This is a genomic window from Dolichospermum sp. FACHB-1091 (assembly GCF_014697585.1).
Classification (GTDB): domain Bacteria; phylum Cyanobacteriota; class Cyanobacteriia; order Cyanobacteriales; family Nostocaceae; genus Dolichospermum.
The window spans coordinates 20,894-42,425 of sequence record NZ_JACJSB010000007.1 but is presented as its reverse complement, the minus strand read 5'-3'; the positions used below and the strand labels follow the sequence as shown (position 1 = coordinate 42,425).

The window sequence follows — 21,532 nt, the reverse complement described above, 5'->3', positions numbered from 1 at the left end:
TTAACAATTTTTGCATATTATCTTTTGTGCTACGGGCTATATTTTGGTGACAATAATCCAGATTACTTTGAGAATAGCAAATCATCAAAGTTTGATGACGATAGATGCCAATTTATTCCTGAAGGTAGATAACTGTATCTATTATTTCAATTTTTATAACTAATTAACTCGATTATGTGGTAATATTAAATGCGAGTAATTAGCAATTAATGTGAGTATACCATTGAAATCTCCCCGATTATCACAAAGGCGTACAAATTCTGTACATCCTCTCCAGCGTCTACTTAAATATGGACACAAGTATACTAAACAAATTCGGCTGGCCATTGGCGCTTCTATCCTGAATAAAGTTTTTGATTTAGCACCACCTGTATTAATTGGGATTGCGGTGGATGTGGTAGTCAAGCAAGATAATTCTATCATTGCTGGGTTAGGTGTCAAAGATATTTATGGGCAATTCCTGATTTTATCCTTGTTGACGGTGATTACTTGGGTGTTGGAATCATTGTTTGAATATGCCTATAAATTATTATGGCGCAATTTGGGGCAGAATATTCAACATAACTTAAGATTGTCCGCATATAAACACCTGCAAGAATTAGAATTAGCTTATTTTGAAGAACGTAGTACGGGGGGTTTAATGTCTATCCTCAGTGATGATATTAACCAATTAGAGCGGTTTTTAGATGTGGGTGCAAATGATATTATTCAAGTCACTACAACTATTATCATCGTTGGTGGTGCATTTTTTATTTTAGCTCCTAGTGTGGCTTGGATGGCAATTTTACCCATGCCTTTTATTCTCGGTGGTTCGATAGTTTTTCAGAAATTTCTCGCCCCTCGTTATGCTGAAGTTCGGGAAAAAGTAGGTTTATTAAATAGTAGACTGTCTAATAATTTGAGCGGAATTACTACCATTAAAAGTTTTACAGCCGAAGATTATGAATCTGCTCGTGTAGAATTAGAAAGTAATGCTTATCGTCAAAGTAATGAAGTAGCGATCGCCTTATCTGCGGTTTATATTCCCATCATTCGGATGTTCATTTTAATAGCTTTTACAATATTGCTATTATTCGGCGGTATGGAAACAGTAGCCGGAAGATTGGCTGTTGGTGCTTATAGTTCTTTGGTGTTTTTAGTGCAGCTTTTATTATGGCCATTAACCAGATTAGGAGATACTTTTGATTTATATCAAAGAGCTATGGCTTCTACTAACCGAGTCATGGATTTATTAGATACTCCTATGACAATTCCTGGGGGAAATATTGATTTACCCATAGATATGATTCGGGGAGCTTTAGAATTTAAAAATGTCAGCTTTGCTTATCAGAATAGAAACCCAGTTATCAAGAACTTATCCTTAGAAATTCCAGCGGGAAATACAATTGCTATTGTCGGTTCAACAGGTTCAGGGAAAAGCACTTTAGTTAAGTTATTACTGCGTTTTTATGAAGTACAAAATGGTAAAATCACTCTGGATGGAATTGATTTACAACAGTTAAATTTACGAGATTTACGCCGCGCTATTGGTTTAGTTAGTCAAGATGTCTTTCTATTTCATGGTACAGCGGGAGAAAATATTGGCTATGGTACTTTCACTGCTACTAATGAAGAGATCATCATGGCCGCGAAAATAGCAGAAGCTCATGATTTTATTATGAATTTACCCCAAGGTTATGAGACAATAGTAGGGGAAAGAGGACAAAAATTATCTGGAGGACAAAGACAACGAATTGCGATCGCTCGCGCAGTATTAAAAGATCCACCAATTCTGATTTTAGATGAAGCTACTTCAGCAGTAGACAATGAAACTGAGGCCGCAATTCAACGTTCCCTAGAACGAATTACGGTCAATAGGACTACTATAGCTATAGCTCATCGTCTTTCGACAATTCGCAACGCTGATTGTATTTATGTCATGGAACATGGTAAATTAGTAGAAGCAGGAACTCATGAACAACTGTTAGAAAAAAATGGCATTTACACCAGTCTCTGGCTGGTGCAATCTGGGCTAAAATAGAGAAAATTATCATAAAAGACTCTACCGGAGTTAGTATGATAAACTGGAGGGAACTCTCAACTTCTCGGTTTAGCATAACAAGTACCTAAGAACCAAATAAAATTACCAATTAACGATCATGTTTAGTATTCCCCAACCAGAAACAGCAGACAATAAATGGCGCAGACAATTGGATAAATTTGTCAAAAACAATCAGCCAGAACTAGCTGCACTTTTTTGGGGGTTGTGGTTAAAAAATGGCAATAGTCAGGGAACTATAGGTATTGATTTACAACCCACTCCCCATTTTGTCTACTGTCCCCAAAGCGAAATAGAAAAACTCAATGAGCGAGTTGAAAATCGTCTCCAAGAAATTTTGGGAATTATTGATAATAATAAACCCGAAACAGAGGTAGTCATGATTGGAATTGGTAAAGGAGAAATTAAACTAATCCAATTCGCACCCAAATCATCACCAGAAGCCTGTTTTCATGAAATAGGAAAAGATGTAGATGGATTATTGGATTTACTAGAACAGCGATTAATTGAGCAAATTAGCGATCGCTAGAAGCATTGATTCTGCTAGAATAGATTAGAAAAAACACACAATATCAGAAAGAGTGCTACTACTAGAAAAATGATGATTTTGGCTCAAAGCTTAACTATTGACTCGGTTTTAGTAAATAACTGTATCCAGTTCACAACCTGGGGATTTTCCTCCCTCCTACTCGCGGAAATTGTCAGAGATGCTTATCATGCTTTGTGTCATCAAATAACATGGTTAGCGAAATGGCATAATAAACATCATGCTGTATATAAACGGGATTTAACTTTAATTTCCCAAAAAGCCTACGTAGACTCCCAATTGTATCACGATATCGTCGAATCGGTGATACTAGTAATCATCTTAACAATAATTGCCTTAGTAGCCCATCAATGGGGGTTATGGTTAGGAGTCGCTTATGCTGTTACCTTTTTATACGGTGCATCCCTGCGATATTTCCAAGGAACAATAGATACAGACTACAATCATTTACCCGGAGCATTAGACGCAATTCCCTCCGTTTGGTGGGTAAATAGAAGCTATCATTGGCGACATCATTTTGATGATGTTAATGCTTACTATAGTGGTGTTTTTCCCCTAGTAGATAAAATTCTGGGAACAGGGCTTTCTCTCAAAGGTAAAACAGTGGCTTTAACAGGTGCTTCTGGTGCATTAGGACAAGCACTAGTAGGAGAATTATTAAAGCATAACGCCAAAGTGGTAGCATTAACAACCAACCCGGAAAAAATTACAATTCAACCGCGTGTTAAAGTTATCAAATGGGAATTGGGTAATGAAGCACAACTACAGGAAAGTTTAGAAAAAGTTGATATTCTCATTATCAATCATGGGGTAAATGTCTATGGAAATAGAGATTCTACCGCCATTTATAACTCCTATCAAATTAACACATTTTCCGCCTTAAAATTGATAGATATTTTTTCTGCAACCGTCAGAGGACCCCAAGACAAAGCCACCAAAGAAATTTGGGTAAATACATCAGAAGCAGAAGTTTCCCCAGCCTTCAGCCCTTTGTATGAACTGAGTAAAAGAGCATTAGGGGATATTGTCACCCTCAAAAGATTAGATCAAAATTGTGTAATTCGCAAATTAATTTGCGGACCATTCAAAAGTCAATTAAACCCCTATGGTATCATGTCAGCGTCCCAAGTAGCAAAGGGAATTTTATTTTTCGCCAAACGAGATTTTAGAAATATTATCGTCACAGTCAACCCCTTGACCTATATACTATTTCCCCTCAAAGAATTTAGCACCTGGTTATACTATCAGATTTTTAGTAAAGGAATGAAAAGCGAATAATTATAAAAATAACATTGCTAAATAAAATCTAACAGTCTCCTTTCTCTCCACCTCCGTGTCCTCTGTGCCTGGAGTGGTTCGTATCAAATAAGATAACTAATGATTTGTATTTGTGAAAATTATCTAATCTCAAAATAACATAGTATACTGGGGTTAGTCGTATTTAACCCCAGTTGGATGAGGGAAAACAATTAACGCTAGTATATCGATTTATTCACCATTTTACTATCCCTCTTTAGTCAAAATGCAAAAGGTAAATAATATGACTGATAAAACCTTACAAGCAGGTCGGGAATGGTGGTCACAAAGGTGGCTAGATTTACTAGATTCTTACCGATTTAAAAAGCGATTAGAACGAGCTAGAAATTATTCTCGACAAGGAAATGTTTTGAGTGTTAAATTTACAGGTGAGAAAGTATTAGCTAGGGTCCAGGGTAGTGAAGTAGAACCCTATAAAGTTACTCTATCTTTGGATACTTTTAGCAAAGAAGAATGGGATTATGTTATCGAAACGATGTCACAGAAGGTGATTTTTGAGGCTAAGTTATTAGCAGGGGAAATGCCACAAAACATCGAAGAAGTTTTTATAAGTAACGGGTTGTCATTATTTCCCTTTACTCTCACTGATGTTTACAGTAAATGTTCTTGTCCTGATCAAGCAGTTCCTTGTAAACATATAGGTGCGGTATATTATCAATTAGGCGATCGCTTTAGTGAAGATCCATTTGTTTTATTTCAATTACGAGGACGCACAAAAGAGCAAATTATCAGCGATTTACGTCAATTACGCAGCCGTAAAAATGTAGAAACGATTCCAGAAACATCAGAAATTCAACCTGAAAGTCCCAAAAATCAATCTGTCGTTAAAATAAATTCTTTCTGGAAATACGAAGAACCTTTAGAATCTTCTTTAGTAGTAATTTCACCACCAGTAAACGACACAGTATTAGATGTATTAGGGACAATTCCTTTAGCTAAAGATGAGGAAAATACAAATAATTCACCCGATGGTGATTTGGTAATAAAATACCTGCAAGGATTGTATAAAGATGTCAGTCAAAAGGCTTTTTTAGCGGCGATGAATATAGGGGGATAAATTTAAAGTTATAATGTAAATTAACAAATATCGTAAACATTCAGTTAAGTAGATTGGCGTTAAAAATTGTCGTTATGACAAGGGAACAGGGAACTCTTAACTGGGAACTCTTAACTGGGAACAGGTTTTGGGCAACTTTACTTTTCGTTACTTATGTCGGTTTTTTTCCGTTCACCTAACTTATCAGGTAAGTTATTGTGCATTTAATTTGTATAAGTCTGGCGGCCAAGATGGCTACACCACGCGGTCTATCAGGTGGAATCCATGCACTTAACCTACTTGGGTTATTACTTGGGTTATTATAAAAAGTAGTTTTATTAATTAGGAATACAGAGTGGTTCAATCTAAAGCGTTATGTTTATTAAGTGGTGGACAGGATTCTACTACCTGTGCAGTTCTAGCACGTGAACAGTTTCATGAAGTTCATGCTATAAGTTTTAACTATGGACAACGTCATCTAATTGAATTAGAAAGTGCGATCGCCATTGCCAAGACTCTTGAATTAGCAAGCCACGAAATAGTTGATTTGGGGTCAATTCTCAAGGGAACCTCACCATTAATATCCAATACCCCACTTAGTCAATATAACTCAACTGCTGAATTGCCAAGTGGGGTGGAAGCGACTTTCGTTCCAGCACGGAATATTTTGTTTCTCACAATAGCAGCGAACCGAGCTACTCTAATGGGGATCAAAAATATCTTTATAGGTGTTTGTGAAGCAGATTTTGCTGGTTATTATGATTGCCGTCAGTTGTTTATTGATGCCATGGCTAAGTCCCTGGGTGAGGGAATTTGGGGTGATCCAACAGCTTTTAAAATTCACACTCCATTGATGCAATTAACTAAAGCTGAGAGTGTGAAAATAGCAAAAGATTTGTTAGCCGACAAATTTTCAGAAATATTTGAGTTGACTCATACGTGTTATGGTGGCATAAAAGGTGGCTGCGGCAAATGTCATGCTTGCCTAATACGTGACCGTGGATTCCGTGAGGCTGGGATTGAAGACCCTATTTGGAAGTTTAGAAAGGTAAGGTAAGGTGGAATTACACACTTTAGAGTAGAGTCAATCCAAAATCCAACATCTATTGACCCCAATTTTACCCCAATCTATTAGACATCTGGAGGTAAGGATTGTAGAGCCGAGAATCCCTACCCAGGTCACGTCTCTATCAGGGTTGTAAGTCACGCATATTTAATTTTCACCAAATGTCTATTAATTTAAGTCCCACTTTAAGACCATGTAATAAGCCAAAAAAATTTTTAAGATCGCTTCGTTTCACTATGCTTATAAGGGTAAAGGAAAAAAGGGTAAAGGGCTACAGATTCCACGCCGCACCACACACAACTGAAAATCAAATGAAACAATTAGGAAACCACTTTAACCAAGACGTACTGAATAAAGCAAATGAGGCTGTCGTAATTGTTTGTTGCTATGGGAAGTTTATGCAATCTCCATACCGTGAAAAACACATCTTTCAAGGCACAAGTCGGAGTAAAGTGTTTATTCCACAATTAAAAGATTATTTTGAGTGCCAATTTTGACAAAATAACCTGCTGGAAAAATATTTTGAGTATATTTATTTATGCTGAATGTGGGTTAATGCGGTCATTAACACTAGTTGCAATTTGATCAAATCGCCAAATTTGCCACCCTGATTTTAACGTATCGGCTTGTATCATCTTGAACTTATTCTACTCCTTGAAAACAAAAACTCTCCTTCAAACCATTCATCCAAGAGCGATCTATTAGATGATCATGTTGCAAGCGACCGACCACAATTCCAGAATGAATACCAATACGCGCTGCAAAATCAACAACATCAGCTTTAGATTTAAGTTGCGCTAATTCTCCTTCATACTCACAAGGTATTAAAAATTCCCGCGACCATTGATCAGCTTCCCGTTCTAGTTCAGATTCCAAACTTTTCCCACTATCCCATTCATCGAGAAAAATATTTTCTTTATTATGTAATAGGATGTGTGCAGCTTCATGGAAGAAATTGAACCAGAACCGATCATTAGTTTTACCGTAAAGTGAAAGTTGAATCAGTGCTTTATGGGGATTTAACCACCGCGCTACACCACTAACGTACGCTCCTTTAATTGATGGTATTAAAACCAACACAACCCCAGATTCTCGGCATAATTGTTGCATCCGTGGTTCAAATTCTGCTGGTGGTAACACCGTCAAAGTGCGAATTTCCTGCACCGCTTTTTCAAACTTTGATTTACTGTATTTAGGACAATCTAACTTTTCTGCTTCTATTTCCCCCAATCGCAACCAAGCAGCAATAGCACCAACATCACTTTGTTCTTCGCGGGTGCGACGAAAATTAACTTCTAAACTTCCGTAGTATTTCTGCCAATCTTCCGGTGAAGCAACACCAAAAAACTGTAATAAATTTTTTACCACTCCTGGTTTATTTTTAGCAATTAAATTACATTTAGGAATTACACCTTGGTTCATTAATTCTTTAACTGGTAACTGATCTAACCAAGATATCCACTCCTTTAAGCGGGTTTCCTCTTCTTTCTTAGCCAAAGTAGCGCGATATTGGGCTTCACGCTTGAGCCAAAATGCGGCTGTACTCCCTAAAACTCGTTCCAGCTTCAGGGCTGTTTCTTCATTGATAGGTGCTTTGCCATTAATTAACAAGCTGATATGTTTGGTAGTGTAGCCTAAACGCTCTGCTAACTGCGCCTGTGTCCAATCACGCTTTTCTAATATATCAGCAATGGTATCACCGGGAGGAGATACCCAATCTGGAGTAAATGGTCGGGTTGTCTCAATCATGGTAATTCCCAGTATTAAACCCGTCCCATAATTTACATAATTTATTACCTAAAACCTGGAAATGCTTGGTTTTGGCTGGTTTTTCGCAAAGGCGACACCCGGATTTGAACCGGGGGTGAAGGTTTTGCAGACCCTTGCCTTACCACTTGGCTATGTCGCCGCGCCTACGATTACTTATGATAGCACCATTTTTCCCAATTTGCACTATCTAGGAGAAATTTTTTTAATTATGCTTTTGATTATTAATTTTTTTCACAGACAGGACAGACTGAAAGCCAGTCCTGTATTGGATTTTAAGGATTTAATTTGACTTCTTGGGCAAAATTCCCCCACCGCAGGAAGTGAAAAGGACCAGCGACCGAACCCCAAATATGCTCATCTGTTTCAGGATTTCGCCCTCTGTCGCGGCTGATGAACCTTTCACCATCAATTTCAAAATCACTATCCAAATAGGTTCTTTGCCCGTCACGGATGACAATGCAGCCCTTTCCTGGTTCGACTGTGCCTTTAAATTGGCTGCCAGTCCATTCTACAATCATGTTACAACCAGAAAGCTTTTCTAGGCGATCGCTTGTTAAAGTTTGTAACCGGGGTAAATCACGAGAAGCACCGTAAAAGTCTTTTTCTGCTTTGACTGTATAGTTTTCAATGTGGATTTTATCCCCTACAGTTGTCAGATGTAACACCCGCACGCGGTAGGGTTTATTCAGCATATAGTCGTAAGCTTGTTCTACAAACAAACTCACCCCTGATAATACTTCCCAATTTAGGGGACGCATACATACGCGAATATGGGCAAAAAAAGCCGGATTCTCAAAAACTTGGGCTTGATTGCTAAAATCGGCCGCCATCCACCGTGCTAAGGTGGTAATATCTGTAGAATGAGTCATACTAATTTTGGATTTTGCATGAGGAATGCTTATGATTTTAAATCCTGATGAGGCTCAAGCTACATCTTGTATTGAGCTTATCCGTATTTAACCAAAACGTCCAGAAACATAGTCACGGGTACGAGCATCTAAGGGACTACCAAAGATTTGACTGGTAGCACCAAATTCTACCATCTGACCGATGCGACTTTCATCGGTACTGAAAAAGGCCGTGAAATCAGAAACACGAGTTGCTTGCTGCATATTATGGGTGACAATCACAATCGTAAATTCTGTTCGCAATTTGTGAATCAAGTCTTCCACTTTCATGGTAGCAATAGGATCGAGGGCTGAACAAGGTTCATCCATGAGTAACACCTTGGGTTTGACTGCTAAAGCCCTAGCGATACAAAGACGCTGCTGTTGTCCACCAGAAAGCCCAAAAGCAGATTGTTTTAGTTTATCTTTGACCTCATCCCAGAGAGCAGCACCTTTAAGCGCGGATTCCACAATTTCATCTAATTCTACTTTCGGACATCGGCCGGCAATTTTTACGCCGTAAGCAATATTTTCATAAATACTCATGGGAAAAGGGTTTGGTTTTTGGAATACCATACCAATTTCCCGACGCAGACGATTGATATTAATGTCACGGTCATAGATGTTTTGACCAAAAAATTCGATACTACCTTCAACTTTGACTTTTCCCTCTAATTCACTAATGCGATTAATAGTTTTAATGAATGTAGATTTACCACAACCACTAGGACCAATTAGTGCGGTAACTTGGTTTTTATAGATATCCAATGATATCCCTTGAATAGCTTTATAGTTGCCGTAATAAAAGCTAAGATTTTTGACTTGGATAGCAGTTGTTAGATTACTCATATTTTAATGCAAAAAACGTTTTTAATTGGCTTTACTTTTCTGAGAGATTAAGCGAGATATCAAGCTAAAAAATAGCACTATGGTCAGAAGAATGATAGAAGTAGTCCAAACTAATTGGTTTACTGCTGGGTCGGGATTATTATAAAGATTAAAAATCAATACTGGTAACGAAGCAGTAGGACTTAATAAACTATCTGACCAATTTTGACTAAATAAAGCGGTAAAAATTAGTGGTGCGGTTTCACCAGCAGCGCGAGCTATGGCCAAGGAAATACCCGTAGTAATTCCGGGAATAGCAGCACTAATAATCACGCGAAAAGTAGTTTGGAAGCGAGTCCCCCCTAAAGCGGCGGATGCGAGACGCTGAGGTATAGGAATTAACTTTAAAGCCTCTTCTGTCGTCAATACTATCACGGGTAGCATGATGACAGATAAAGCAAAACCGCCAGCAATGGCGCTAAATTGCTTAGTTGTTAAAACAATCACACCATAAGCGAACATCCCCACCACGATTGAAGGCACACCCGTGATAATGCTAGTAATAAATCTAACATATTGAGTGACTGGGTTGGTTTGACTAAATTCCGCTAAGAAAATTCCCGTCATTACCCCCACAGGAATACTGAATAATGCACCAATACTTACCATGAGTACAGTACCAAGAATAGCATTAGCAAAGCCATTTTCAATCAATGGACTAAATAACATTTGTAACCTAAAACCAGAAATTCCTCTGTGGAGGATTTCCCACAATAAGGATAATAATGGTAAGAGTGCTAATGCGGTCAAACCAAAAGCTATGCTATTCATTAAGTATGAAAATACTTGTCTACTGGCGGGTAAGGGCTTACATAATTCCGCCGCTATGGATTGATCTATTTCCGAATTGAAAGAATCACTCATATTAATTTTGGATTTTGGATTTTAGATTGTTTATTATCCAACGTAAATCGCTAGTTAGGTACAATGTCAGAATCAGGATATCCAGGATTAAAAGATGAACAGGATGAAAACAGGGATTTTATCACCAATTACCAATTACCCATTAACAGCCGCAACTAAATAACTAGCTTGAGTTATCTATTCTTTTTACCAACCCATTTAACTAATAAAACAGCCCCAATATTGACAGCTAGAGTTAACGCAAATAAAATTAAGCCTAAATAGCTTAATGAACCAATATGTAATCCTGGTTCAGCTTCGGCAAATTCATTAGCTAAAACAGCGGGGATTGTGTATGCTGGATCAAGTAAAGATAGACTTATTTGAGCGTAATTACCAATTACCATGGTTACTGCCATTGTTTCTCCCAAAGCCCTACCAAGAGACAACATAGCTGCACTTACCAACCCGGAAAATCCTGCTGGTAATAACACCCGAAAAATTGTTTCCCAGCGAGTTCCTCCCAAAGCCATAGACGAACTACGTAAATCCTTAGGAATGACCAACATTACATCACGAGAAATAGCTGCCATTGTCGGTAAAATCATAATGGAGAGAATAATTCCCGCTGTCAACATATTATTTCCCGCTGGATCTTCGGTATTAAATAGTGGTATGAATGCAAAAGTGCCACCAAGCCATTTTTCCAAAGGTTTGATGACAGGAATAAATACAAAAATTCCCCATAAACCGATAATTACACTGGGGATAGCTGCAATTAATTCTACCACAAAAGCGAGGGTACTTTTAACCGGAATGGGTAAGAAATCCTCACTAGTTACTAAAGCTATGGATATACCCACGGGTACAGCTAGTAAAATGGCGATCGCACTACTTACCAGTGTTCCATAAATATACGGCAAAGCTCCGAAAATTTGATTACCTGTATCCCAGTCTTGACTCCATAAAAAGCCCAGTCCGAATTGACCAATAGCCGGTTGTGCTTGCTGAAAAATTACCCAAGTCATTAAAAATAGGATAGTGACAGTAGTAGCAGCGAAAATATACACTAGCCATGTAAATCCCCTATCAAACCAGAAATTAACCCCACTAGTAGATGTTAAAATATTTCCATCATTTGATTCTCGTGAGTTATTATCTCGTTGTTCAGATAAATTAGCCATGATCAATAAGAACTTGAGGAAATAAATGAATATGCACTTTAAAAGTGTTTTAGCTCAAAGGTTAAATTAGTAACCTGTTACAAACCCCAAGAAGATAAGGTTCTTCGTTAAGTAGTGTGGATTTGACCTGTGTAGTAGTGAGTTATATTCGCCCAATACTTTTCAAAAATCCTCTAATTAAAATACATCATCTTCCTTTCATGAGAGAGGATTCCTTAACGTTGCCTTGGGTTGTGCTATCGAAATAGTTAAACCTCCCTCGACGTTCGTTGAAAGTCTCCCAATGCCATAAGGCGACTAAACAAAATTCTACCACAATAATCGCCAAGCCGTCCCATAAGCAGCAATTCTCATTTTGAAACGCTTTTGCGCCATTTCAGCGATCCCCGGATTAGTTAAGAATTGTAAAACCCTTGCACTCATAGGGTTTTGTCATGAAACCTTAAAATGAGAACTGCTGTCCTAGAAGGACGGGGCTTGTGTCCCATGTTTTTGGTCAATACCTTAATACCTTAGCCAACAACCTGAAGCCCTATTGATCTGGTAACGATTTTATAGGGTTTGGGATAAATTTTGGGAAAATTGGCACAGGTATTGCTAAGTCAAAGTCAATTACTCAAGAGGACAGAAAATTACTTGACAGTGGTGTTCACGGTTTGTAGCACACGGTTGACAACATCACTGGGAATTTTAGTGTAGTTGAGGTCATCATTATATTGTTGACCGTCCTTGAGAACCCAGTTAATCCATTTTTTAATTGCGTCAGCTTTAGCGGGGTTAGAATACTGTTTGTAAACCATCATCCAAGTTAAACCAACAATGGGATAACCTTGGTCTGGGTCTCCAATAAAAACGCGGTAGTTATTGGGAAAAGCTACAGTTGATAAAGCTGCGTTAGCAGATGCTAAAGAGGGAGCAACAAATTCTCCCTTTTTATTTTGCAATGTAGCTGATTTCAAATTGTTTTTAGTAGCATAGTCATATTCAACATAACCAATAGATCCGGGATTGCTTTTCACCAATGCAGCTACCCCCGGATTTCCTTTACCTTTGAGGGCGTTTGGTAAAGTCCATTTCGGAGCGGTATTAGCACCAATTCTACCTTTGAAATAACCGCTAATAGAACTTAAATGGTTAGTAAAAATGAATGTTGTACCACTACCATCAGCGCGAACCGCAAATTTAATTGGTTGATTTGGTAGATTTACACCAGGGTTATCCGCTTTAATTTTCGCGTCACTCCAGTTAGTAATTCTTCCAGAGAAAATATCTGGTAATGTAGTGCGAGATAATCTCAGGTTGTTGACACCAGGTACATTATAAACAACGGAAACAGCACCACCAGCAGTAGGTACTAAGATAACACCATTTTTAACTTTAGCAATCTCATCATCTTTCATGGCTGCATCACTAGCACCAAAGTCCACAGTTCCCGCAATGGTTTGACGAATACCACCACCACTACCAATGGCTTGGTAATTAACTTTCAAATCAGGATATTTTTTCCTAACTTCACGGGCATATCTTTCGTAAAGAGGAGCGGGAAATGTTGCTCCTGCACCGTTCAAAGTCTGAGCTGATGCCATTTTACTCAAGACTGGACTTAACGCAACAGCCCCGGTTAATAGCGAAGTAGTAATAAAACGATTCATCAAAACACTGGCTAAAAAAGTCATACTGCCTCTTAATTTCAGAAATACCTGATTTGGCTGATTATATCTTTAACTAAGGGTGATCGATTATGGTTAAGATTGCATTAAGAATAGGTAAATAATGGTTTAAACATAGTTTAAACTTTTTTAGTTAGGATTCATGCTTCTAGGAATTACGCAATGTACAAATTCACCATCATGTGCATGAAGGAAAATCCCTCGTTTCAGGCTTTTGGTGATTAACTTCCGCTCAAAAGCGAACTGCTTGCAGCAGCACTTCGCTATCGCTCAAAAAGGATGAAAAAATCACGTTAAAATGCCTCAAACCCATACCTCATATTTGGTTGATCCCGTCAATGCGTAAGTCCTAGCTTCTATAGTTATAATTTAATTTTTAATTCTCGACAAATCCAAAAATTATGTTATAGTGTTGAGCATAGAGGATATATGTAAGGGCGCGTGGCTCAGTGGATAGAGCAACAGGTTCCGGTCCTGTGGGTCGGGGGTTCAAATCCCTCCGCGCTCATTTTTAGACATCTGGTGACATTCCTCCCTGATCTCTGTGATTAGAGTGGTTCATTATTTCTTCTTCCGTAACTCCTACATAATTCCTATATTTGATCAATTACAGCGAATTTAGTCTAAATGAGGTACAACTATAGCGGGTATCTTGCCTGCATCACAAGGTTTGAAAAATTGTAAGTGAGGAATATGGTTAAAAAAGGAGGGTCAATATTTGATTTTTTATTTTTTGTTGATAATAAATTTCCCCATAATTGTCAAGAATACTGTAGAATGAGGAGTGGTGTCTTTAATTAAATTAGGGAATTCATGGCCAAGAAGAGTATGATTGAGCGCGAGAAGAAACGCGCTAGAATGGTGGAGAAATACGCCCAAAAGCGCGAAGCACTGCTAGAAGAGTTCAGAATAGCAGAATCTCCATTGCTGAAGCTAGAAGTTCACCGCAAAATTCAACAATTACCCCGTAACAGTGCGCCTACACGGAAGCATAACCGTTGCTGGTTAACTGGTCGTCCTAGAGGTGTATACCGTGATTTTGGACTATCTCGGAATGTGCTTAGAGAATGGGCCCATGAAGGTCTTTTACCTGGTGTTGTTAAGTCTAGTTGGTAGTTAGTGGTCGCTGGTCAGTTGTAATGACTAATGATCAATAACCACTGACCAATAACTCAGATACTATTGACCACAACAATGATCAATTCCCAGGCTATCTAATAGTAGATCGCTAACGGCGTTGGCGATCGCAAACTCTCCAAAAAAGCTTTTAGAAAAATCATAGCACTGCATTTCCGTGACAATGGCAATGACTAGAGAACCTAAGTCGTTTTCTCCTTCCATGCGTTGTCTAACAAAAATCTGTGATGCGCGTTGAGCAATATTTTGATTGATTGCTTCAGGAATAAACTCATTATCAAGCCAATGTAGTAAGTTTTGTTGTAACCATTCTCCTTCTTGCTGGGGATTTTCCGAAGGTGGTAGGGTAATGGGTGGAATTGTTTGAGTCATGTTTGTATATTTTAAATAGATTTTGTTTACCAGGTTAGTCTCTTAAAAGTTCGCAGGGGAACACTGATAACAGTCCATTGCGTTCAGATGGGGATTTTTTGGATGATTCACTCAATTATGGAATATGATGTTAGTGCTATTATTCGCGGTTATGCCCAAGGTTATTTTCTCATGGCTGATGAGAATAATCATCTGGGATGGTATGAAAGTCGGGAACGAACTTTAATTCCTTTGGATGAAAAATTTCGGTATCCCAAGTCATTACAGCGAGTTCTCAACCAAGAACGATTCACTGTAGCAATTAACCGTGACTTTCTGGGTGTAGTGGCTGGATGTGCTAATCGTGACATAACTTGGATTTCTCCAGAATTAGAAAAGATATATTGGTTACTTTACAAGTCGGGATATGCGTATAGTTTTGAAACTTGGTCTGGTGATCAATTAGCGGGGGGAATTTTAGGAATTGTGATTGGTGGTGCTTTTATTGGTGAATCCATGTTTTTCAACATTTCCGAAGGTTCTAAAGTCGCAATGGTGAAATTAGTAGCCCGATTGCGTCAGAGGAAATTTTTGTTATTTGATGCCCAAATGATGAATCCCCATTTATCTAGATTTGGCGCTTATAATATCAGTAATAGTGAATATCATCTTTTACTGAAACAGGCCTTGCAAAGTCCTTGTTATTTGATTTAACTTGAGGTTTAGTCTTGGTAATTAGTAAAAATTCCTGTTCAAAAACTGACAACGGACATATAACTAAGTAGGTTGGCGTTAAAAATTGTCGTTATGACAAGGGAACTCTTAACAGGGAACTCTTAACTGGGAACTCTTAACAGGGGACAGGGAACAGGGGACAGGGAACTCTTAACAGGGAACAGGGAACTCTTAACAGGGAACTCTTAACAGGGAACAGGGAACTCTTAACAGGGAACTCTTAACAGGGAACTCTTAACAGGGAACAGGGAACTCTTAACAGGGAACTCTTAACAGGGAACAGGGAACTCTTAACAGGGAACTCTTAACAGGGAACAGGGAACTCTTAACAGGGAACTCTTAACAGGGAACTCTTAACAGGGAACTCTTAACAGGGAACTCTTAACTGGGAACAGGGAACTCTTAACAGGGAACTCTTAACAGGGAAGAGGTTTTGGGCAACTTTACTTTTCGTTACTTATGTTGGTTTTTTTCCGTTCACCTACTTACTAAACCAGTGTTAAGTTGCTAGTTAAGGAAAATGTCTGATGGTGTAGCCAGATCAGGATGTCGGGGATTAAAGGATTTACAGGATTAAAACAGAAAATTACTCACCAATTACCCATTACCCATTACCCATTACCAATTACCCATTACCAATTACCAATTAGAATCAAACTAGATTATTCATTATAAAGCCATCAAGAACCATGCCCTCTGATATTGCTGTCGAGAAGAAAAAGTTAAAAAATCCACCTTTGCAAATGCACTACTTAGGTGATCGGGTTTTGCGTCAACCAGCAAAGCGTGTGACTAAAATAGATGATGAACTCCGCCAACTAGTGCGCGAAATGCTGCAAACTATGTATAGCTCAGATGGTATTGGTTTGGCTGCACCTCAAGTTGGTATTAATAAACAGCTAATTGTTATTGATTGTAAACCCGATGACCCAACCCATGCGCCATTAGTATTAATTAACCCTACCATTAAACAGGTGAGTAGTAAGCTCTGTGTGGCTCAGGAAGGGTGTTTGAGTATTCCCAACGTCTTTTTAGATGTAAAACGTCCAGAAGAGGTGACAATAGCGTATAAAGACGAGTATGGCCGTCCGCAAACATTAAAGGCTGATGATTTACTTGGTCGTTGTATTTTACATGAATTAGATCACCTCAATGGCGTGGTATTTGTAGATCGTGTAGAAAATTCCTTGACTTTAGCCCAGGAGTTATCTAAAAATGGCTTTTCATATCAAGCAGTCAAACCAGTAGCATAGGGTGGTCTAGTAGTGTATTTAACTCCAAAAAGCGGTTTATTTTTAGGTGGTGCTTGTGTAGCAGCCATTGCGGCTGTGGGTTCGGTTTTTGAACTGAGTTATGGAGAACCAGATTTTGGTTTCCAAACCACTGCTATTATCTTAGCTTTAAGCATTCCTCTCACTGGATTCTTTTTTATTGCCGCAGTTAGGGATGCGCGAGCTAATATGAAATAAGCATCAGGTATATGAAAAAGGTAAGAGGATGAATGAGGAATGCACACTTCACCCTTTTACCTTTTATTTTGTACTTGGTAATTGGGTAATCAGGGGGAAGATTGTAAAAAATCATGAAGATTCAACTTCAACCGGAAACTAAAGAAATGAACCACGAAGGAACGTTCAGCGAAGTTGTTCCCCTCAAGTAGGAGACCTTCGCGTAGCGTCCCGTAGGGATAGAAAAGATCGTTTTAGAGAGTTCTTGCGTAAGTCCTGAGATAAAATAGAATTATGCTACCAATTTCTAACCAAATATTCCGTCTTTCTCAAGGACATTTAAATTTACTCACAGTTTGTCCTCGTAAATTCCAATATAGCTATTTGGAACAACTTAACACACCCATAGATCCCAAACACGAAGAATATCAAATTCTAGGTAGTCGCTTTCATTTACTCATGCAGCAGCGAGAAATGGGTTTACCCATTAATAACTTACTACAAGCAGATTCTCAATTGCAAAATTGGATGACTAATTTTACCAAAATTGCCCCGGAAATATTTACACCTAATACTAATAATCAAACCTTTCGAGAAAGTGAACATTATCGAACTTTGCAAATTGGAGATTATCTCCTCACAGTTATTTATGATTTATTAATTACTGATCAAAATCAAGCCCAAATTATCGACTGGAAAACCTATCCCCAACCACCAAAACGAGAAATATTAGCTCAAAATTGGCAAACGAAACTGTATATGTATGTATTAGGAGAAACTAGCAAATATTTATTAGAAAATATTTCCATGACTTACTGGTTTGTACAGTCAAAAGGGCAAATTCAAAATATTAAATTTACTTATAATGAACAACAACATCAAAAAACAGCACAGGAATTGAATCAATTATTAAACAACCTGATAAAATGGGTCAAAGATTATGAATATAATACACCATTACCACAAATTAAAGAATCTGATCAAACCTGTGAATCTTGTCAATATGCTGTGCGGTGTCACCGTCAAAAAAACAAGGAAATAACTATGAATATTAACCAGCAGTTCCCTAACTTAGAAAATATTGCAGAAGTATCACTTTAAACTTAAAGTTGTACTTCATTCCTCTTGGCGCGAAAACCTAATTAATATTAATTCAATGGAATGGATTTTAAAAACAACGGAAAAACCCCCTGGTTGGTTTATTGAATTGGTGAAACGCTACGCACCGGGAATAAATGGTAATTTTGCTGCACAATTATTTTGGGAACGGGAAATCAAATATGAGGAAAAATTGGCGGCTTTTATTAATTATCAAGTTTATCAAAGTGCTGATTTTCAGGAATTTGGACAGGAAATGAATTTGGCTGTGCAACGGTTAATAACTGCGGGAAAAAAAGGAGAAAAAATTGCTATTTGGGGAGATTTTGATGCGGACGGAATTACTTCAACTGCGGTATTATGGGATGGTTTGGGTGAATTTTTCCTACAACATCGTCAATTAAGTTATTATATTCCTAATCGGTTAACAGAATCTCATGGTTTAAATAAGTCGGGAATTGATCTTTTAGCGAAGGCAGGTTGTAAGTTAATTGTTACTTGTGATACGGGAAGTACGAATATTTCAGAAATCATTTATGCTCAAAGTTTAGGGATAGATGTTATTATTACGGACCATCATACATTACCTTCAGAACGCCCTCCAGTCGTCGCAATTATTAATCCTCGTTATTTACCACAGGAACATCCTTTGTTTCATCTTTCTGGTGTCGCGGTTGCTTATAAATTGGTGGAGGCTTTATATGCAAGTTTACCAGATATTGCCGAAAATCCCTTAACTGATTTATTAGATTTAGTAGCAATAGGATTAATTGCAGATTTGGTGCAATTAAGTGGAGATTGTCGTTATTTAGCACAATTGGGAATTAAACAATTACATACAGATTATCAAAAATCACCAACAGCTAGAAGAAGACCAGGAGTGGGTAAATTACTAGAATTATGCCAGAAAAATGGCGATCGCCCTACAGATATTTCCTTTGGTTTGGGACCGCGAATTAATGCTATTAGTCGCATTCATGGTGACGCTAGTTTTTGTGTGGAATTATTGACGAGTAGAGATATTGAACGTTGTCAAAAACTCGCGGAAGAAACGGAATTAGCTAATTCTCGTCGCAAGTCTTTACAAAAAGATGTCCAAGCACAAGTTACTAAAAAACTCGCACAGTTAGACTTATCAACTACTAGTGTTATTGTTTTAGAAGATTCTCAATGGTCTCCTGGTGTTTTAGGTCTGGTTGCTGGACAAATAGCCCAGGAAACGGGTCGGCCAACGATTTTGTTAAGCACAGAAGGAAAGGAAAAAGAGGCAGATTCTAGCCAATTTATAGCGCGAGGTTCGGCACGTTCTGTGAATAACATTGATTTATATCAATTAGTTCAAGAACAAGCCCATTTACTACATCGTTTTGGTGGACATCCTTTCGCAGCAGGTTTGAGTTTATTAGTAGAAAATATCCCTTTATTTACCGCCGCAATTAATCAGAAATTAAGGCAATCTTTGGGAGGAATTAATCTAACTGCAACGGTAGAAGCTGATTTAGTAGTGACAGTTGCAGATTTAGGTAAAGATTTATTTTTAGAACTGAAACTTTTAGAACCCTGTGGTATGGGAAATCCTATTCCAAAATTATTAATTAAAAATTGTTGGTTTGAAAATTCTTGGCATAAAAATCAACAGGATTTGCAAGGAAAGAAAGTACAATATATTAAAACAGATTTTAATATTCGAGATGATTCTACTAATAATGCTTTTCCAGGTATTTGGTGGGGACATTATAAAGAAGAATTACCTATTGGTAGATGTGATTGTATTGCAGAAATTGATTTTAATAGCTTTAAGAACCGCCATGAAATTAGATTAATTGCTGTTCGTTCTCATGTTGAAGATGAACTAAAAAATCATAATCTTCCTCTAATTTTAGACGCGAGAAATCTAGAAAATTTACAAGAAATCAAAGCTGAGAAATCATTATTGATTATGAAAGATTGTCCTACTAATTGGGATAATTTACGCTTATGGTTAAAAAAATCTCTTGATTATCAACAACAACTAGTTATTGCTTGGGAAAAACCTCAGAACCGAAACCCCAGCGATATTTGGTTAACTTTAGTAGGAATTGCTAAATATCTCAGTCGCACAAATAAACCCTTTACCCCCAGTCAACTTTTAGAAAAACTCGATATTAGTAACCACAGTCTATACTTAGGATTTGAAGCTTTAAAATATTTAGGGTTTATCGTCCAACCTCAAGATGATTATTTAGAAATAATCTGGGATTCTACATATCATCAAAATCCTGCTGATAATGTCATTAAGCAATTTTTAGCCGCAGTCAGAGAAGAACAATTTCAACGGGATTATTTTTTTCATGTTCCTATATCTATGATTATTGCCACGATGTTGAATATTAATCCGTCGTGAATATGTACCTTCTAAATCTCCTGCTAACTTTTCATAAAGTGGAGGATTTTGAAACGGATTGACCTGAATAATATCAAGTAAACTTTGCACTTTATCTTTTAAATTACTTGCAGCTAATTTTTTAGCATCTTTCTGAGCTTGTTTAGTATAAACTAATTTCTAATTTACCACTCTAATTCCCCAGCACATTCTTCTATTGGTGTTGCTAATCCTTCTTTAATTGATTCCCTCATTCCTGGAATAGAAAGTAAATATAGTGTTTCTTGGATAGATTTCCAGTCACTTTCAGATAATAAAACCGCATTGCTATTTTCTCCTGCAATAATAATAGGTTCATGAGATTGATTGACTGAATCAATTAAATCCTGTAGTTGCTGCTGTGCTTGATTAATTGAAATCATAATCTTATTTTTGAGATGACATTATAATGAATAATAGCATAGAATTTGATTTTTTGTCTGAATCAGGATGTCGAAGATTTGAGGATGTACAGGATGTTTTTTTATATTTATCTACATTTTCACAAAGTTGCAATAATTTTAATATTCTGTGAATATCAATATCAAATATAATCGGTGTTAATCCTTTCATCCTGGTTATCCTGATATGGCTAACGCCACGCTTCGCTATCAGACAGTTAATTATACATTAGCGTAACGATTACGCGCTGCTAAATTCAACACCTCACCTAATTTGAAATGAATTTCCAAAAATTCCTGTACAGAGGCTTGACATTTGGTTCTCTTTATGAGAACATATAGTTACACAAACCAAGGACGCAAGGCAATGGATATGTTTAAAGTAAAAAAATCGAACTTAATAATAATATATTATGAAAGTAATTGGTATCGAAAACCTAACTGAATTTAGTAAGATTCATCCAGATGCTGAAATTAGTCTTAATGTTTGGCTCCAAACTGCTCAAAAGGAAGAATGGAAACACATTATAGATGTAAGAGAAGTTTATCCACACGCAGATTTTGTACAAGGCTACACAGTCTTTAATATAGGAGGAAATAAGTTTCGGTTAATTACTAAAATTACCTATAAAGTGAAGACCATTAAGATTGAGAATGTATTAACTCACAGTGAATATAATGAAGATAAGTGGAAAAAATAAGGAATAATTATAAT

At 37.5% G+C, this 21,532-nt stretch carries 21 protein-coding genes, 2 tRNA genes and 1 pseudogene; 14 read left to right on the top strand and 10 right to left on the bottom strand.

The window, feature by feature from the left end; all coding sequences use genetic code 11:
* Nucleotides 1-211: 211 nt before the first annotated feature.
* The 5 genes from H6G25_RS06250 (at nucleotide 212) to queC (ending at nucleotide 5,995) form a co-directional block, all read left to right on the top strand.
* A complete protein-coding gene (locus H6G25_RS06250) occupies nucleotides 212-2,020 on the top strand; it encodes an ABC transporter transmembrane domain-containing protein (protein WP_190391733.1) in 1,809 nt (602 codons plus the stop codon).
* A gap of 118 nt (nucleotides 2,021-2,138) precedes the next feature.
* On the top strand, nucleotides 2,139-2,567 hold the full coding sequence (locus H6G25_RS06245; protein WP_190391732.1) for a hypothetical protein: 429 nt from the start codon (nucleotides 2,139-2,141) through the stop codon (nucleotides 2,565-2,567).
* Nucleotides 2,568-2,639: 72 nt separating this feature from the next.
* On the top strand, nucleotides 2,640-3,863 hold the full coding sequence (locus tag H6G25_RS06240; protein WP_190391823.1) for a bifunctional sterol desaturase/short chain dehydrogenase: 1,224 nt from the start codon (nucleotides 2,640-2,642) through the stop codon (nucleotides 3,861-3,863).
* Nucleotides 3,864-4,125: 262 nt separating this feature from the next.
* Complete coding sequence (locus tag H6G25_RS06235) at nucleotides 4,126-4,959, top strand: SWIM zinc finger family protein (RefSeq protein ID WP_190391731.1); 834 nt, start codon at nucleotides 4,126-4,128, stop codon at nucleotides 4,957-4,959.
* Between the two features lie 334 nt (nucleotides 4,960-5,293).
* On the top strand, nucleotides 5,294-5,995 hold the full coding sequence (gene queC, locus H6G25_RS06230; protein ID WP_190391730.1) for a 7-cyano-7-deazaguanine synthase QueC: 702 nt from the start codon (nucleotides 5,294-5,296) through the stop codon (nucleotides 5,993-5,995).
* 651 nt (nucleotides 5,996-6,646) lie between these two features.
* On the opposite strand, the gene H6G25_RS06225 is transcribed toward queC, so the two are convergent.
* The 7 genes from H6G25_RS06225 to pstS form a co-directional block, all read right to left on the bottom strand.
* A complete protein-coding gene (locus tag H6G25_RS06225) occupies nucleotides 6,647-7,753 on the bottom strand; it encodes a helix-turn-helix domain-containing protein (RefSeq protein ID WP_190391729.1) in 1,107 nt (368 codons plus the stop codon).
* 89 nt (nucleotides 7,754-7,842) lie between these two features.
* Nucleotides 7,843-7,913: transfer RNA gene (locus tag H6G25_RS06220), tRNA-Cys, on the bottom strand.
* Nucleotides 7,914-8,046: 133 nt separating this feature from the next.
* The gene (locus H6G25_RS06215) at nucleotides 8,047-8,643 is read right to left on the bottom strand and encodes a chromophore lyase CpcT/CpeT (RefSeq protein WP_190391728.1); all 597 of its coding nucleotides are present in this window, start codon (nucleotides 8,641-8,643) and stop codon (nucleotides 8,047-8,049) included.
* Between the two features lie 87 nt (nucleotides 8,644-8,730).
* Nucleotides 8,731-9,510 carry a phosphate ABC transporter ATP-binding protein PstB gene (gene pstB / locus H6G25_RS06210; protein WP_190391727.1) on the bottom strand — a complete coding sequence of 260 codons (780 nt, stop codon included), beginning with the start codon at nucleotides 9,508-9,510 and terminating at the stop codon, nucleotides 8,731-8,733.
* A 21-nt stretch (nucleotides 9,511-9,531) separates the two neighbouring features.
* Entirely contained in the window at nucleotides 9,532-10,413 is an 882-nt protein-coding gene (gene pstA, locus H6G25_RS06205) for a phosphate ABC transporter permease PstA (protein ID WP_190391726.1), read from the bottom strand.
* Nucleotides 10,414-10,586: 173 nt separating this feature from the next.
* Nucleotides 10,587-11,576 carry a phosphate ABC transporter permease subunit PstC gene (gene pstC, locus H6G25_RS06200; protein ID WP_190391725.1) on the bottom strand — a complete coding sequence of 330 codons (990 nt, stop codon included), beginning with the start codon at nucleotides 11,574-11,576 and terminating at the stop codon, nucleotides 10,587-10,589.
* Between the two features lie 632 nt (nucleotides 11,577-12,208).
* The gene (gene pstS / locus H6G25_RS06195) at nucleotides 12,209-13,252 is read right to left on the bottom strand and encodes a phosphate ABC transporter substrate-binding protein PstS (RefSeq protein ID WP_190391724.1); all 1,044 of its coding nucleotides are present in this window, start codon (nucleotides 13,250-13,252) and stop codon (nucleotides 12,209-12,211) included.
* Between the two features lie 429 nt (nucleotides 13,253-13,681).
* On the opposite strand from pstS, the gene H6G25_RS06190 reads away from it, so the two are divergent.
* Together H6G25_RS06190 and rpsN are read left to right on the top strand one after the other, a co-directional pair.
* Nucleotides 13,682-13,754, top strand: a tRNA-Arg gene (locus tag H6G25_RS06190).
* A 305-nt stretch (nucleotides 13,755-14,059) separates the two neighbouring features.
* Nucleotides 14,060-14,362: a 30S ribosomal protein S14 gene (gene rpsN, locus H6G25_RS06185; protein ID WP_190391723.1), complete on the top strand. Its 303-nt coding sequence runs from the start codon at nucleotides 14,060-14,062 to the stop codon at nucleotides 14,360-14,362.
* A 63-nt stretch (nucleotides 14,363-14,425) separates the two neighbouring features.
* Here the strand turns inward: rpsN and H6G25_RS06180 are convergent, their stop codons facing one another.
* Nucleotides 14,426-14,755, bottom strand: a complete 330-nt coding sequence (locus tag H6G25_RS06180; RefSeq protein WP_028090093.1) for a hypothetical protein — start codon at nucleotides 14,753-14,755, stop codon at nucleotides 14,426-14,428.
* A gap of 117 nt (nucleotides 14,756-14,872) precedes the next feature.
* On the opposite strand from H6G25_RS06180, the gene aat reads away from it, so the two are divergent.
* From aat to recJ, 6 genes are all read left to right on the top strand, one after another.
* A complete protein-coding gene (aat, locus tag H6G25_RS06175) occupies nucleotides 14,873-15,448 on the top strand; it encodes a leucyl/phenylalanyl-tRNA--protein transferase (protein WP_190391822.1) in 576 nt (191 codons plus the stop codon).
* Nucleotides 15,449-16,015: 567 nt separating this feature from the next.
* Entirely contained in the window at nucleotides 16,016-16,144 is a 129-nt protein-coding gene (locus H6G25_RS21485) for a hypothetical protein (protein ID WP_277881741.1), read from the top strand.
* 14 nt (nucleotides 16,145-16,158) lie between these two features.
* Nucleotides 16,159-16,722 carry a peptide deformylase gene (def, locus tag H6G25_RS06170; protein WP_028083309.1) on the top strand — a complete coding sequence of 188 codons (564 nt, stop codon included), beginning with the start codon at nucleotides 16,159-16,161 and terminating at the stop codon, nucleotides 16,720-16,722.
* A 12-nt stretch (nucleotides 16,723-16,734) separates the two neighbouring features.
* Complete coding sequence (locus H6G25_RS06165; RefSeq protein WP_190385645.1) at nucleotides 16,735-16,938, top strand: hypothetical protein; 204 nt, start codon at nucleotides 16,735-16,737, stop codon at nucleotides 16,936-16,938.
* Nucleotides 16,939-17,211: 273 nt separating this feature from the next.
* Nucleotides 17,212-18,018 carry a PD-(D/E)XK nuclease family protein gene (locus H6G25_RS06160; RefSeq protein ID WP_190391722.1) on the top strand — a complete coding sequence of 269 codons (807 nt, stop codon included), beginning with the start codon at nucleotides 17,212-17,214 and terminating at the stop codon, nucleotides 18,016-18,018.
* 55 nt (nucleotides 18,019-18,073) lie between these two features.
* Nucleotides 18,074-20,398, top strand: coding sequence for a single-stranded-DNA-specific exonuclease RecJ (gene recJ, locus H6G25_RS06155; RefSeq protein WP_190391721.1), 2,325 nt, complete (start codon nucleotides 18,074-18,076; stop codon nucleotides 20,396-20,398).
* A gap of 33 nt (nucleotides 20,399-20,431) precedes the next feature.
* Here the strand turns inward: recJ and H6G25_RS21085 are convergent.
* Together H6G25_RS21085 and H6G25_RS06145 are read right to left on the bottom strand one after the other, a co-directional pair.
* A pseudogene (locus tag H6G25_RS21085) lies at nucleotides 20,432-20,488 on the bottom strand (hypothetical protein); the annotation flags it as partial.
* A 74-nt stretch (nucleotides 20,489-20,562) separates the two neighbouring features.
* Nucleotides 20,563-20,799: a type II toxin-antitoxin system Phd/YefM family antitoxin gene (locus tag H6G25_RS06145; RefSeq protein ID WP_190391720.1), complete on the bottom strand. Its 237-nt coding sequence runs from the start codon at nucleotides 20,797-20,799 to the stop codon at nucleotides 20,563-20,565.
* Between the two features lie 431 nt (nucleotides 20,800-21,230).
* Here H6G25_RS06145 and H6G25_RS06140 point away from each other — a divergent pair, with 431 nt between their 5' ends.
* Nucleotides 21,231-21,518 carry a type II toxin-antitoxin system HigB family toxin gene (locus H6G25_RS06140; RefSeq protein WP_190391719.1) on the top strand — a complete coding sequence of 96 codons (288 nt, stop codon included), beginning with the start codon at nucleotides 21,231-21,233 and terminating at the stop codon, nucleotides 21,516-21,518.
* Nucleotides 21,519-21,532: the final 14 nt, after the last annotated feature.